The organism is Bacillus sp. PK6-025, assembly GCF_056530265.1.
On sequence record NZ_CP096509.1, the window covers coordinates 2,786,905 to 2,801,715 of the forward strand.

Below are 14,811 nucleotides of genomic sequence, written 5' to 3' on the forward strand. Positions count from 1 at the left end.
CGCCTGGTTTTTGTTGATTAGTAGTCTTCATCCGCTGTTAAGCCTTTGACAATCGACACGCCTGCGCTTGCTCCGATTCTCGTCGCTCCGGCTTCAACCATAGCAAGGGCGCTTTCCTTATCGCGGACGCCCCCTGATGCTTTAACGCCGATATCAGGTCCGACAGCTTCCCGCATCAGTTTTATATCCTGAACTGTCGCACCGCCGCCGGAAAAACCGGTCGATGTTTTGACAAAGTCGGCGCCTGCTTTGACGGCCAGTTCACAAGCGAGCCTTTTTTCTTCATCCGTCAACAGTGACGTCTCTATGATGACTTTTACGAGAGCTTTGCCAACGGCCGCGTCTGTCACCGCTCTGATGTCATACTCCACGGTCCCGGTATCGCGGTCTTTTAATGCACCGATGTTGATCACCATATCAACTTCACCGGCCCCGTCTGCAATCGCCTGCCTGGTTTCAAAAGCTTTTGTTTCCGGAGACGCTGCACCTAAAGGAAAGCCGATAACCGTGCACACTTTCACTTCTGAATCTTTAAGAAGCTCGGCGCACAGCTTTACCCAGCAAGGGTTGACGCAAACGGAAGCAAAATCGTATACACGTGCTTCTTTGCAAAGCGCTTCGATTTCGGATGTGACAGCATCAGGCTTCAATAGCGTGTGATCGATCATTCGCGCAATTTGTTTTGTCATCGTCCCGACTCCTTTTCAAGTGGTTGTCTTTTATGATATTCGCAAAAAAAGCCGGAACACCTTTTTCGTGAACCGGCTAAATTGATCATTTATGACGATAAGCGGATGTTTTCATGGACGTCGTCTTCGGCGACGCGGACGAACTGGCCTTTATTGTACGGATAGCCGGCTTTTAAGATCTTCACTTTAACAAGCTGGCCGATCAGGTCTTCGGAACCTTCGAAAACGACCTTCATATAGTTGTCCGTGTAGCCGACAAGCAGATTGTCTTCGCCCGTTTCCGTGAACGGCTCTTCCGGAATGATTTCCAGAACATCGCCTTCATAATCTGATGCGTATTCTTTCGCAAGCTGATCTGAAAGAGCGATCAGTTTGTGAACTCTTTCGTTTTTCACGTTCTCGTCAACCTGGCCGTCCATGCGTGCTGCTGGAGTTCCGGTCCGTTTGCTGTACGGGAAGACGTGGAGCTCGGAAAACTTGTGTTCTTTAATAAAGTTGTACGTCTCCATGAATTCTTCTTCCGTTTCCCCCGGGAAGCCGACGATCACATCAGAAGTGACTGCGAGCCCCGGAAGAGCTTTTTTGAGTTTCGTCAGCCTGTCAGCGAAAAACTCCATCGTATACTTTCTTCTCATCCGTTTTAAAACGCTGTTTGAGCCGGATTGAAGCGGAATGTGAAGGTGTCTGACGATCTTGTCTGAGCGGTCAAGCACTTCGATCACTTCGTCTGTAATTTGGCTCGCTTCGATTGAAGAGATACGGATTCGTTTCAGACCTTTCACACGGCTGTCCAGTTCTTTCAACAGCTGTGCAAAGTTGTAGTCTTTCATATCTTCTCCATAACCGCCGGTGTGAATACCGGTTAAAACGATTTCTTTATAGCCGGCATCAACGAGCTGCTGCGCCTGGCGGATGACTTCCTCAGGGTCGCGGGAACGAAGCAGGCCGCGCGCCCACGGAATGATGCAGAATGTGCAGAAATTGTTGCAGCCTTCTTGAATTTTCAATGAAGCACGCGTTCTGTCGGTAAATGCAGGAACATCAAGCTCCTCAAACACTCTTGCTTTCATAATATTGCTGACGCCGTTAATCGGCTGTCTTTCTTCCTGGTACTGCTGAATATAGCCAAGCATTTTTTCGCGGTCCTGCGTACCGACGACGATATCAACGCCCGGGATCGCCATGATTTCCGCCGGGGAAGTCTGGGCGTAGCACCCTGTCACACAAATGACGGCGTCAGGATTTTGGCGGATCGCCCGTCTGATCACCTGGCGGCTTTTTTTATCACCTGTATTTGTGACGGTGCATGTATTAATGACGTATACGTCCGCCGAACTTTCGAATTCTTTTCTTTCGTAGCCGGCTTCTTTGAAAAGCTGCCAAATTGCTTCTGTTTCATAATGGTTGACCTTGCAGCCAAGTGTATGAAATGCAACGGTTGCCATTGTTATTCACCTCTTAGTAACTCTGTATGATAAGAAACTGCCGCCAACGCGTACAGCGGAGCTGTTTCCGCCCTTAAGATCCGCGGACCGAGCCCGCAGGCGAGGGCTCCTTTTTCTTTAAGCGCCTCAATTTCATCTTCTGAAAATCCGCCTTCAGGACCAAACACCATGAGCACGGATGATCCTTCCGGCAGGCTTTTGAGCACGGATTGAAACCGGCTTGTCTCGCCTTGCTTTGATGACTCTTCGTATGCAACGACACATTTATCGAAGTCCTCAAGGCTCTCAAGCAAACGTTGAAACGTGTGAACCGGCGCCACATCGGGAATCGTGTTTCTGTGGGACTGTTCTGCGGCTTCCTTGGCGATTTTCGCCCACCTTTCCCGCTTTTTCTTTGCCTTTTTTTCATCAAGTTTAACAACGGAGCGTGATGCCTGAAAAGGAATAAACGAGCTTGCACCGAGCTCTGTCCCTTTTTGAATGATCCATTCCAGCTTATCTCCTTTTGGAAGGCCGTTTGCAATATGGATCTGGACGGGCAGTTCGCGTGTTTTCCCCGTCCATTCGATTACGCTCAATAAAACCTCTTCTTTTGTGACGGACTCGATCCGGCATTTCGCTTCATGGCCGTCTTTTGCACAGCAAATGACCTCGTCTCCGGGAGACATCCTCATCACGGTCGCAATGTGATGAACGTCTTCGCCTTTGATCGAGAACACAGGTGCGGCCGTGACCTCTTGTTTTGATTGTTCGATAAAATATCGTTGCATACGCTTGTCACACCTACTAACGATTATTTTTTAGCGATGATGCTGACCCAGTCCTCCATTGAAAGAACCTCGACGATCGTAAAGCCTTCTTTCACCAGTGCATCTTTGACTTCCTGTTTTTTCTGCTGAATGATTCCCGAAGTAATGAAATAACCGCCGTCTTTCAACAGGCTGTATGCCTGATCCGTAAAGCGCAAGATGACCTCGGCCAGGATGTTGGCGACGATGACGTCTTTTTCCCCTTCGACGCCGTCAAGCAGATTATTTTGCTTGATCTCGATATGATCGCTGACTTTATTGAGCTTGGAGTTCAAGCGGGCGCTTTCCACGGCTACAGGATCGAGATCATATCCTTCAACCTGTTTGGCGCGAAGCATGGCTGATGCAATGCTCAAAATGCCTGTTCCCGTTCCGACATCCACGACCGAATCCCCTTCTTTCACATACCTTTCGAGCGCCTGTATGCAAAGTACGGTTGTCGGGTGTGTGCCTGTTCCGAACGCCATTCCCGGGTCCATCTCGATGATGAGCTCATCCGTATGAACCGGTGTGTACTCTTCCCATGTCGGAACAATCGTAAACTTCTCGGAAATTTTTACGGGATGATAATATTTTTTCCATGCTGTCGCCCATTCTTCTTCGTTAACCTCGCTGATGGTGATTTTGTTCCGTCCGAGGTCAATATCATACAGCAGCAGATTATTGATGGTTTCCTTGATTCCTTCTACGGTCTCTCCCAAAAAGCTGTTGATCGGGAGATACGCTTTAATGATGACTCCTTCATCAGGGTAATCATTGGGGTCGAGCTGGTAGATTTCTCCGTATACATTCTCACGCTCTTTAATTAAATCAAGCGGATCTTCAATTACGACTCCACTCGCACCAGCTTCATGCAAAATATTCGAGATGGGCTCAACCGCTTCATGTGTCGTGTGAATGCAGATTTCGGACCATTTCATACTACCAACTCCTCATCCAATCATTAATCGCCTTTAAAGGCGCGCTTTACTTTATCGAAAAAACTCATTTCCTGTTCATCCGGCATATTTCCGCTCACTTCTGCAAATTCGCGGAGAATATTTTTCTGGTTTTCTGTTAAATTCGTCGGTGTCACGACGCGGACGACGATGTGCTGATCGCCTTGACCGTACCCGCGTACGTTGGCAACGCCTTTTCCTTTTAAACGGAACTTGGTGCCTGTCTGCGTGCCCGCCGGCACTTTTAATTTTACTTTACCGTGAAGAGTAGGCACTTCGATTTCGTCCCCGAGCGCAGCCTGTGCAAATGTCAGCGGCATTTCGCAGTAAATATCGTCGCCATCGCGCTCGAAAAATTCGTGTTCTTGGACGCGGAAAACGACGAATAAGTCACCTGACGGACCGCCGTTGATCCCCGGTTCACCCTGTCCGGATACTCGAAGCTGCTGGCCGTCATCCACACCCGCCGGGATGGTGACATTGATTTTCTTGCGTTTTTTCACTTTTCCTGTACCGCCGCAAGTTGAACATTTGTGCTTAATTTGCTTACCCGTTCCATTACAGTAATGACATACTCTTCTGTTGACAACTTTTCCGAACGGAGTCGACTGCTCCATGTTCAGCTGGCCAGAGCCGCCGCAGTGTGAACAGGTTTCCGGCTTTGTTCCCGGTTTCGCGCCTGAGCCGCTGCATGTTTCACATGTTTCTTCACGCGGAATTTCGATCGTCGTCTCTTTTCCGAAGGCCGCTTCTTCAAATGACAGTGTCATCGTATACTGCAGATCGGCGCCCTGCCTCGGGGCATTCGGGTCTCTCCGCCTTGCGCCGCCTCCGAAAATGCTTGAGAAAATATCGTCAAACCCAAAGCCGCCGAAGTCGCCGCCGCCGAAACCTCCGCCGCCGAATCCCTGATTTGGATCGGTGTGGCCAAACTGGTCGTAATGGGCCCGTTTTTGGTCATCAGAAAGTGTTTCATAGGCTTCTTTGACTTCTTTGAATTTTTCATCCGCTCCGGCTTCTTTGTTGATGTCCGGGTGATATTTTTTAGAAAGCTTGCGGTAAGCTTTTTTAATCTCATCTTTAGAAGCGCTCTTACCTACCCCAAGCACCTCATAGTAATCACGCTTACTCATCTCTTCACACTCCCGATTTTCTCACATAAATTAGATTGTATCATTTCAAATTATGTTTTTTCAATTCCTTTTGTCCTTTAGGAAGAAAAAAGTCAAAGTCAAGAGATCCTGACTTTGACTTTCATCGCCTGTAAGGTCATGTGCTGTGCAAACCGGGGTAAGCACAGCACATTTTATTTCAATTATTTTTGTTCTTTGTCGTCGTTTACTTCTTCATATTCAGCGTCAACGACATTGTCGTCGGCTTTTTTAGCGCCGGCGCCGCCGTCTTGCTGAGCCTGAGCCTGTTTTGCAGCTTCTTCGTAAAGCTTCATTGAAAGCTCTTGGACGATCGCTTGCAGCTCATCTTTTTTCGCCTTGATTTCATCAAGGTCATTTTTCTCGATCGCAGCTTTTAACGCGTCTTTTGCATCATTCGCTTTTTTCACTTGCGCTTCATCGGCTTTGCCTTCAAGATCTTTCAGCGTTTTTTCAGTTGTGAAGACAAGCTGATCCGCTTCGTTGCGAAGCTCGATTTCTTCTTTTTTCTTCTCATCCGCTTCGGCGTTTTCTTCAGCTTCTTTCACCATGCGTTCGATCTCCTCGTCAGAAAGACCTGAAGAAGATTTGATCGTGATGTTTTGCTCTTTGCCGGTACCCAGATCTTTCGCGCTGACGTTGACGATACCGTTCTTATCGATGTCAAATGACACTTCGATTTGCGGTACGCCGCGAGGAGCCGGCGGAATATCTGTAAGCTGGAAGCGTCCGAGCGTTTTGTTGTCGGCAGCCATCGGGCGCTCACCTTGGAGCACGTGGATGTCAACCGCTGTTTGGTTGTCAGCCGCTGTTGAGAACACTTGGGACTTGCTTGTCGGGATTGTCGTGTTGCGGTCAATCAGCTTCGTGAACACGCCGCCCATTGTTTCGATACCAAGTGACAGCGGAGTTACGTCCAGAAGGACAACATCTTTGACATCGCCTGTGATGACGCCGCCTTGAATGGCTGCACCAAGGGCTACGACTTCGTCAGGGTTGACGCCTTTATGCGCTTCTTTTCCAGTTTCTTTTTTGATCGCTTCCTGAACGGCAGGAATACGTGTTGATCCGCCGACAAGAATTACTTTGTCGATTTCGCTTGCAGAAAGCCCCGCATCTTGAAGAGCCTGGCGGACTGGACCCATTGTGCGCTCTACCAAGTGTGAAGACAGCTCTTCAAACTTCGCGCGGGTCAGTGTCAATTCAAGGTGCAGCGGACCTGCGTCACCGGCTGTGATAAACGGCAGCGAAATTTGTGTAGAAGATACGCCGGAAAGGTCTTTTTTCGCTTTCTCAGCCGCATCTTTTAAGCGCTGAAGCGCCATTTTATCTTTAGAAAGATCAATGCCGTTTTCTTTCTTGAATTCTGAGACGAGATGATCGATGATCACTTGGTCAAAGTCGTCTCCTCCAAGGCGGTTGTCACCCGCTGTAGAACGAACTTCGAATACGCCGTCTCCCAATTCAAGGATGGAAACGTCGAATGTACCGCCGCCAAGGTCGTAGACGAGGATCGTCTGATCTTCTTCCGTCTTATCCAGACCGTATGCAAGCGCAGCTGCAGTCGGCTCGTTGATGATCCGCTCAACTTCAAGTCCGGCGATTTTACCGGCATCCTTTGTCGCTTGACGTTCTGCATCATTGAAGTATGCAGGAACTGTAATTACGGCTTTAGATACAGTTTCGCCTAAATAGCTTTCAGCATATGATTTCAAATGCTGAAGGATGATGGCAGACACTTCTTGCGGCGTGTACTTTTTGCCTTCGATTTCAACTGTATAGTCCGTGCCCATGTGGCGCTTGACCGACATGATCGTGTTCGGATTCGTGATGGACTGGCGTTTCGCCACTTCACCCACCTGGCGCTCTCCGTTTTTAAATGCAACAACCGAAGGAGTCGTGCGGGCTCCTTCTGGATTTGGGATGACTTTCGGCTCTCCGCCTTCAAGCACTGCAACGCATGAGTTCGTTGTTCCCAAGTCGATTCCGATTACTTTGCTCATGATTTTTACCTCCTGCTATGTAGTTATTGGTTGACTTTTACCATAGAAGGACGGATCACCCGGTCCTTAAGTTTATAGCCTTTTTGCAGTTCCTCAACGACTGCGTTTGATTCGTACGCTTCATCCTCGACCTGCATAACAGCCTGGTGCATGTTCGGGTCAAATTGCTCTCCGACTGAAGGAATCTGTTCAACTCCTTCATTTTTAAGAGCCTCCAAAATTTGACGGTGCACCATTTCCATCCCTTGAAGCAGGCTTTTCGTCTGCTCGTTGTCAGGATCGATCTGTAGCGCACGTTCAAAGTTGTCAAGCGCCGGCAGCAAATCGCTGATGATGCGCTGGGAACGGTACTTTTCAGCAGCCTCAAGGTCAAGGCGTGCGCGTCGTTTGTAGTTTTCAAAGTCCGCCTGAACACGTAAAAGTTTATTTTCTTTTTCTTCAAGACGTTCTTGAAGTTCTTTGAGTTGTTTTTCAAGCATTTCTGTTTGCGTGTCTTCTGCCGGGGCATCAGCTTCAGCAGCCGTTTGTTCGGCTTCGGCTGTCTCCGCTTCTGTCTCGTTCAGTTCCTCTTGTTCGTTTAGCTCTTCAGTTTGTTTTTCTTCTGCCATCTGTGTTCACCTCCCTTAAAGGATGAGTTTCATGATAAAGAAGGGATTTCTCCCTTCTGTTTTGTTTTCGGGTACTGCCTTACCCATCATACAAACTTGTCAACGCTTTTGACAAGTCAGATGATACGTGCTGAAGCAAACCGACGACGCGGGAGTAGTCCATGCGCGTCGGCCCGATGACCGCGATGGAGCCGATCTGTTTTGAACCGACCGTGTATGTCGCGGTAATCAGGCTGCAGTTTTCCATTTCTTCATAGTCGTTTTCCTTGCCGATTTTAATGGTAATTCCGGACTCAGTCGACTGAAAGAGCCGGAGAAGCTCCTGTTCTTTCTCAATGAGCGACAATAGCGATTTCACTCTGTCAATATCGTGAAATTCGGGCTGATTCAGCATATTAATCTTGCCGCCGAAAAACAGCCGGTCGGTTTGAACAGATGAATCCAGCGTTGCGCCGAGCCCGTGTAAAATCGTATCGTAATTTTGGATATGCGACTTTAAGAAGATGACGACCTCTTTGAAAATCCTGTCTTTCAGCTCTGAGATCGGCACGCCTCTAAGGCGTTCATTTAATATATTCACCAGCTTTTCGAGATCGGAAAGATTGACCTCCGCCGGAAAGTTGATCGTTTTATTCTCGACATGGCCGGTATTCGTTACTAGAATGGCAACGGCCTTCTTAGGCTGAATCGGCACAATCTGGATCTGTTTGAGATGATTTTCGCTCAGTCTCGGACCGAGGACAATCGATGTATAATTTGTCAGATCAGACAGCACTTGAGCCGACTTCTGCACCGCTTTTTCGAGTTCAAAGATTTTTTCTTTGAAAACCGAATGAATAATGTTCAAGTCCGTTTTTGACAGCTTTCCGGGTGAAAGCAGATGATCGACATAATAGCGATAGCCTTTTTCAGAAGGAATCCGGCCTGAAGATGAGTGGGTTTTTTCAATAAAACCGAGCTCTTCCAAGTCAGCCATTTCGTTTCTGATCGTCGCTGAGCTGAATGTGATATCTTCCTTTTTGGAAAGCGTTCTTGATCCTACCGGCTGAGCTGAACGAATGAAATCGTTGACGATAACCTGCAAGATTAACAGCTGACGATTTGTTAACATCCATATCACCCCTGTTAGCACTCGACACAACTGAGTGCTAATTGTATATCAAAATTACCAAACCAAAATCAAAATGTCAATTATAACTCACCCAGGAATGCTTGAAACACTTCATTCCCTAACAGTTTTCCATTATGTGTTAAAAATACATTTTTGCTCGTGTTCACAATCAGCCCTGTTTCTTCCAGCGAACGGAGCACTTTCGGGAAGAGATCGTCAACAGTTCTTCCGTATTTTTGGAAAAAGTGTTCTTTGTCTACTCCCGCGGTTTTTCGAAGACCGAGAAACATTTCTTCTTCAATCTGTTCATTTTTTGTAACCCTGTGTTTTTCTTTATAAGGAAAACCTGACTGCTCAATCAGGTCGATATAATGTTTAACAGGGCCGGCATTTACCGTTCTTTCACCATTGATATAGCCGTGCGCGCCCGCGCCCAAACCGAAATACTCCTCATTGTTCCAATATGTGAGGTTATGTTTGCTCTCATATCCTTTTTTGGCGTAGTTGCTGATTTCGTATTGGCCGATGCCCGCTTCTTCCATTTTCCGCATCACAAGTTCGTACATTTCTGCTTCCTGATCCTGCGGAGGCAGGTGAAGCCGGCCCTTTTTCATCAAGTTATAAAAAACGGTTTTCGGCTCGACGATCAGCGAGTAGACCGAATAATGTTCAGCCCCGAGGGCAAGCGCCGTATCGAGCGATGAAGCGAAGTGGCCGATGGTTTGTCCTGGCAGACCGAACATCAGGTCAAGGCTGATATTATCGAACCCCGCGTTTCGCGCTCTTTCAAAGGAAACGAGTACGTCTTTTTGCTCATGGACTCTGCCGATTTTTTTTAGCAGCTCGTCTTCAAACGTTTGTACGCCAAAGCTCAGCCTGTCTACACCGGCGGCTTTTAAAACCTCCAGCTTTTCAGCCGATAAATCGTCGGGATTGGCTTCCACTGCAAATTCGGCAAGGCTTTCGGACGGTTTCAAAACGCGATGAATGGAATCAAGAAGCCGCTCAAGCTGCGCTTCCGACAGCGATGTCGGCGTTCCTCCCCCGATAAAGATCGTTTTCAGCTCCGGATGTCCGGCCGCTTCCATTGAATTGGCCATTTCCTTCTCTAAAGAACGCAAATATTCATCAACAGGCTGAGATTGAATAAAAAACTTGTTGAAGTCGCAATAATGGCAAATGTGCTCGCAAAACGGAATATGGATATATGCTGCTTTCATTGTTTTCACCTTCTTTTACAGGAAGAAGCCGCAGTGTGTTACGCTGCGGCAGCTCATGATTATGATTTCGGGCTGCTGTCGTCCATTTTCAGGACTGCCATAAAGGCTTCCTGCGGAACTTCGACAGAGCCGACCTGTTTCATTCTTCGCTTTCCTTCCTTTTGCTTTTCGAGCAGTTTGCGTTTTCTGGAAATATCCCCGCCGTAGCACTTCGCCAAAACGTTTTTGCGCATGGCTTTGATGGTTGAACGGGCGACAATTTTTGTGCCGATGGCTGCCTGGACAGGCACTTCAAACTGCTGGCGCGGAATGAGTTCCTTCAGCTTTTCGACAATAACTTTTCCCCGTTCATACGCATAATCGCGGTGAACGATAAAGGAAAGGGCATCGATTTTTTCGCCGTTCAGCATAATATCCATTTTCACGAGCTTGGACGGTTTATATCCGATGAGTTCGTAATCAAATGACGCATAGCCTTTCGTATTTGATTTAAGCTGATCGAAAAACTCGTAGACGATTTCCGCAAGCGGAATTTCGTAGACAATGCTGACGCGGTTCGCATCAAGGTACTGCATATCGATAAACTGGCCGCGCTTGCCCTGGCACAGTTCCATGACCGCTCCGACAAAGTCGTTCGGCACCATCATCGTCGCTTTGACGAACGGTTCTTCCACCCGGTCGATCTTCTGCGGATCAGGCATATTTGACGGGTTATCGACAACGATTTTTTCTCCGTCTGTCATGTACACGTCATAGATAACACTCGGAGCCGTCGTAATCAAATCGATGTTGAATTCGCGTTCAATCCGCTCCTGAATAATTTCCATGTGGAGCATCCCCAGGAAACCGCAGCGGAAGCCGAATCCGAGAGCCTGGGACGTTTCCGCCTCATACTGAAGGGCTGAATCGTTTAGCTCAAGTTTTTCAAGCGCTTCCCGCAAGTCGTTGTATTTCGCTGTATCAATCGGATACAGACCGCAATAGACCATCGGATTCAGTTTTCTGTAGCCTGGCAGGGCTTCGGGCGCTGGGTTTTCCGCACTTGTAATCGTATCCCCTACACGGGTGTCTCCGACGTTTTTGATTGCGGCCGTCAGGAATCCGACGTCACCGACAGTCAGTTCGTCAACCGGGACGGCCTTCGGTGTGAAAACGCCGACTTCAGTGACTTCAAATTCTTTTCCGGTCGCCATCATCTTGATTTTTTGACCGGCTTTTACGGTACCTTGGACGACTCTGATATAGGCGACGACCCCGCGGTATGCATCATACAGAGAGTCAAAGATCAGCGCTTGAAGCGGCGCTTCCGGATCTCCGCTTGGTGCCGGAACCTTTTCAACGATCTGCTCCAATATTTCTTCAATTCCGATGCCTGCTTTTGCTGAAGCAAGGACGGCTTCTGAAGCGTCAAGACCGATGACATCCTCGACTTCCTGGCGGACGCGTTCGGGTTCTGCGCTCGGAAGGTCGATTTTGTTAATGACCGGCAGGATTTCAAGGTCGTTGTCAAGCGCAAGGTAAACGTTTGCCAGCGTTTGCGCCTCGATTCCCTGTGCGGCGTCGACGACGAGAATCGCGCCTTCGCATGCGGCAAGGCTTCTCGAAACCTCATACGTAAAATCGACGTGTCCCGGGGTATCGATCAGATGAAAAATATATTCCTCTCCGTCCTTTGCCTGATATTTCAGCTGTACGGAGTTCAGTTTAATGGTGATTCCTCTTTCACGTTCCAAATCCATCGAGTCGAGGAGCTGTTCTTTCATTTCCCTTTGAGTGATTGCCGCCGTCTTTTCCAGGATTCGATCCGCAAGCGTTGACTTGCCGTGATCGATATGGGCGATAATAGAGAAATTTCGGATTCTCGACTGCCTTTGTAATCGTTTTTCTTTATCTGTCACACTAATCACTCCTACTATGAAACGCAATATGCGCTAGCTTAGATTATATCAATAGGGTTGTGAAGATTCAATGCTAAGTCACATATGCTTTCTAAACCCGAAAAAGAAAAAACGAGTCCTGCATCCGACTCGTTTTTTCTTTTACTTATTCCGTTTTTTCCTTTATCCAGTCATACAATGAACGGGCTGTGTTTGTGACCGAATCGGCCAGGGCGCGGCCGGCCGAGGAAAAGAGGTTGAAAGCTTCCAGCTGTTCCAGCTCTTTTTGTTTTTCCTCCAAATCGATTTGATGGCCGAGGACTGACGCCTCCTTCGCATCCCCTTCAGATATGCTGAGCGCCGCTTTTAAATCAGGGTCCTGATACCCTTTCATTTCAATCATTCCGTTGTTCGCCTGCTGCATGCCGAGAAGGACGCCGAAAAACATGACACAGCAAGCCAATATGCATTTCCCCATAAAAGAAGCCACTTCCATCACCTGTCCTATTGTTTTTTCTTATCGTCTTCACCGGTGTCTGCATCAACTTTTTCAGCATTCCAGTACATCTCGCTGAATACATCCGCCATCGCTTCTGCAGCCCGCTCCAGCTCTTCGCGGTTATTATCTACGCCGCCAAATTCGATTAAGACGGATCTTTCGTTTAAATCTTGATTATATATGCCATTATCCCCGGCAGCTCCCTTAGATATAACACCGCGGCTCAAACCGGGATATTTTTTTTCCAGCCGTTCATGCAGTTCTTTTGCGAGTTTTAAGTTCGATTCGAAATTAGAGCTCTTCTTGCCGAGCACAAATGCAACACGTGCATAGCTTTTTCCTTTGACAGTTGCGGTTGTCGCTTTCTTCCGCTGCGAATCCCTGTGAATATCGATAAAATACTGCAAATCTTTGTTTTGAGCCATCGCCTCTTTAACGACCGGCCTTGATTCATCATAGGAACGGGCATAAGCCCAGCCTTTTTTCCGCAAGTTCGCCTGAAAGTCAGTTTTATCCACCATTGCCCCGACCCCCTGCGACTTCATCGCATTTGCGAGCATATCGCTGACAAGCGTCACATTTGCTTTCGAATGAAGCGCCCGATCAGGTACCGTCTCCCCTTTTAAAAAGGGAAGATACGACTCCGTATTGTGCGTATTGTAGATAAATACGACTTTTCGGCCGCCCGTCGATTGTTCAGGAGGTTTTTCCTCCCCTGTTTGCTTTTTTTGTTTCCCTTCAAGCTCTGCAAGATTCGCTTCTCTCTCCTCTTTTAAGACCTCTGTCGGCGGCGGAGATTCTGACGGCATATTCGTGTAATCCGTCCCTTGCCCTGCAATAAGGATTTCCGAGTCAAAATGAGAGAAGCCCGGAAGCTCCCGACCGAGAAAACTTCGCGGATCTTTTAAATTAATGCTGGTCGCCAGTTTCAAGACGATCGGAGAAAGCTCAAAGCGTTTATTCGGTTCCGGCAATTCTGATGCGAAGTAGTGGTTTTCCATTCCCAAAATGAGTCCAAAGGTCTCGCCCGCCAATTCATCGGTCACCCGGTACAACGATGAAGACGGCCTTAACTCAGGACGCAGCGATGTCAGCACGCCTGATAAAATAAAAACGAGCAGCAGGCTGACGATAAATAAGAATACTGTCTTAATCGCACTTCTTCCATTTACAGCCAGCACAAACTGACGATTCCTGCCTCTTTTTCTCATCGCAAATCCCTCCAGAGCTTGTCTAGTAAATAGACTATGTACAAGATAGAGAAAGTAGAACAAGTTCCGGCAATGCTATAAGCACGAAAAAAAAGCGGCCTGGTCAGCCGCCTTAATCTTAGTGGTTATACATTCCTTTATTGTCTTGCGAGACATTTTCATGAAGCGCTGTGTTCAGACCGTTCGCAATCACATTTGCCATATCATCGATAAAGGTATCAACCTCTTTTGGGGTTACCATTAAGTTATGGCCGAGCGGAGCGAGGACTTCATGGATCAGCTGCCTTTTTTCATCCTCTGCGAGGCCTCCGACTATACCGAGAAACGATTTGCGGTGCTCCTCATCGGGAAGGTCTTCTTCGGTGAGGACCTTTCTTTTCCCAAAGCTCATCCCCGCGGGAACGAGCGACCTGGACGGACTGTCATCTCTCATCTCTCTTCCAAAATGCTTCAGCATATAATCAATCGTATCACTCGTGATCGTGACGGCATCGACCACCGTCGGAACACCGATGGCGATGACCGGAATGCCAAGCGTTTCCTCGCTTAACTCTTTTCTTTTATTCCCCACCCCAGATCCGGGGTGTATCCCGCTGTCTGAAATTTGAATGGTAGAATTCACACGCTCGATCCCTCTTGAGGCCAGCGCATCAATGGCAATGACAAAGTCGGGCTTTGAGCGATCGATTACCCCTTGGATAATGTCGCTCGTTTCAATTCCGGTCAAGCCCATGACTCCCGGGGAAAGCGCGCTCACCGGACGGTAGCCATCCTCTACATTTTCGGGCTGCAGCTGAAAAAGGTGCCTCGTCACGAGAAGGTTTTCTGTCACTAGGGGGCCGAGTGAGTCGGGCGTGACATTCCAGTTGCCAAGCCCTACAATTAAGCAGCTGGCATCCCGCGGAATGTTCAAATAATCGAGAAATGCGGAAAACTCCTTCGCAAACACATTGACGACTTTTTCCTGCAAGACGGAATCCTGCTGTCTGATCCCTTGTGTTTCAAAGGTTAAATAGCGGCCGGCTTTTTTCCCCGACAGCTTCGCTCCTTCTTCATCAATGTCCATCGTCTGAATTTTGATCCCGTCTTTTTCGTATTCTTTGACTGTAAACCCTTTCAGCTCTTTCTTTGGAGAAGCTTCCTTTTCCTCTGCCAGATCCCTCGCTTCCACGGCTAAGTCTGTCCGGACTGCATATTGACTTAAATCAAGCTTCTTTTTCTCCATATTTGCATTCCCTCCAAAAACATAA

General features: G+C 48.0%; 13 protein-coding genes. All 13 read right to left on the bottom strand.

Annotated elements, in window-relative coordinates:
- Positions 1 to 17 precede the first annotated feature (17 nt).
- The gene (gene deoC / locus M1D67_RS14265; protein ID WP_023855246.1) at positions 18 to 689 is read right to left on the bottom strand and encodes a deoxyribose-phosphate aldolase; all 672 of its coding nucleotides are present in this window, start codon (positions 687 to 689) and stop codon (positions 18 to 20) included.
- Between the two features lie 89 nt (positions 690 to 778).
- Positions 779 to 2,134, bottom strand: coding sequence for a tRNA (N(6)-L-threonylcarbamoyladenosine(37)-C(2))-methylthiotransferase MtaB (gene mtaB / locus M1D67_RS14270; protein ID WP_026579280.1), 1,356 nt, complete (start codon positions 2,132 to 2,134; stop codon positions 779 to 781).
- 2 nt (positions 2,135 to 2,136) lie between these two features.
- The gene (locus M1D67_RS14275) at positions 2,137 to 2,904 is read right to left on the bottom strand and encodes a 16S rRNA (uracil(1498)-N(3))-methyltransferase (protein WP_026579279.1); all 768 of its coding nucleotides are present in this window, start codon (positions 2,902 to 2,904) and stop codon (positions 2,137 to 2,139) included.
- 23 nt (positions 2,905 to 2,927) lie between these two features.
- Positions 2,928 to 3,863 carry a 50S ribosomal protein L11 methyltransferase gene (gene prmA / locus M1D67_RS14280; protein WP_095291031.1) on the bottom strand — a complete coding sequence of 312 codons (936 nt, stop codon included), beginning with the start codon at positions 3,861 to 3,863 and terminating at the stop codon, positions 2,928 to 2,930.
- Between the two features lie 23 nt (positions 3,864 to 3,886).
- Positions 3,887 to 5,014, bottom strand: a complete 1,128-nt coding sequence (dnaJ, locus tag M1D67_RS14285) for a molecular chaperone DnaJ (protein WP_020452258.1) — start codon at positions 5,012 to 5,014, stop codon at positions 3,887 to 3,889.
- A gap of 182 nt (positions 5,015 to 5,196) precedes the next feature.
- Positions 5,197 to 7,035, bottom strand: a complete 1,839-nt coding sequence (gene dnaK / locus M1D67_RS14290; protein ID WP_020452259.1) for a molecular chaperone DnaK — start codon at positions 7,033 to 7,035, stop codon at positions 5,197 to 5,199.
- A gap of 23 nt (positions 7,036 to 7,058) precedes the next feature.
- Complete coding sequence (gene grpE / locus M1D67_RS14295; protein ID WP_020452260.1) at positions 7,059 to 7,643, bottom strand: nucleotide exchange factor GrpE; 585 nt, start codon at positions 7,641 to 7,643, stop codon at positions 7,059 to 7,061.
- A gap of 79 nt (positions 7,644 to 7,722) precedes the next feature.
- Entirely contained in the window at positions 7,723 to 8,754 is a 1,032-nt protein-coding gene (hrcA, locus tag M1D67_RS14300; protein WP_020452261.1) for a heat-inducible transcriptional repressor HrcA, read from the bottom strand.
- A gap of 80 nt (positions 8,755 to 8,834) precedes the next feature.
- The gene (gene hemW / locus M1D67_RS14305) at positions 8,835 to 9,974 is read right to left on the bottom strand and encodes a radical SAM family heme chaperone HemW (RefSeq protein WP_026579276.1); all 1,140 of its coding nucleotides are present in this window, start codon (positions 9,972 to 9,974) and stop codon (positions 8,835 to 8,837) included.
- Positions 9,975 to 10,033: 59 nt separating this feature from the next.
- Complete coding sequence (lepA, locus tag M1D67_RS14310; protein ID WP_020452263.1) at positions 10,034 to 11,872, bottom strand: translation elongation factor 4; 1,839 nt, start codon at positions 11,870 to 11,872, stop codon at positions 10,034 to 10,036.
- A gap of 145 nt (positions 11,873 to 12,017) precedes the next feature.
- Positions 12,018 to 12,341 (bottom strand): YqxA family protein, encoded by a 324-nt coding sequence (locus M1D67_RS14315; protein ID WP_023855247.1) that lies wholly within the window; start codon positions 12,339 to 12,341, stop codon positions 12,018 to 12,020.
- Between the two features lie 14 nt (positions 12,342 to 12,355).
- Complete coding sequence (gene spoIIP, locus M1D67_RS14320) at positions 12,356 to 13,561, bottom strand: stage II sporulation protein P (protein ID WP_020452265.1); 1,206 nt, start codon at positions 13,559 to 13,561, stop codon at positions 12,356 to 12,358.
- A 118-nt stretch (positions 13,562 to 13,679) separates the two neighbouring features.
- Positions 13,680 to 14,786, bottom strand: a complete 1,107-nt coding sequence (gene gpr, locus M1D67_RS14325) for a GPR endopeptidase (protein ID WP_025811132.1) — start codon at positions 14,784 to 14,786, stop codon at positions 13,680 to 13,682.
- Between the last annotated feature and the right edge of the window lie 25 nt (positions 14,787 to 14,811).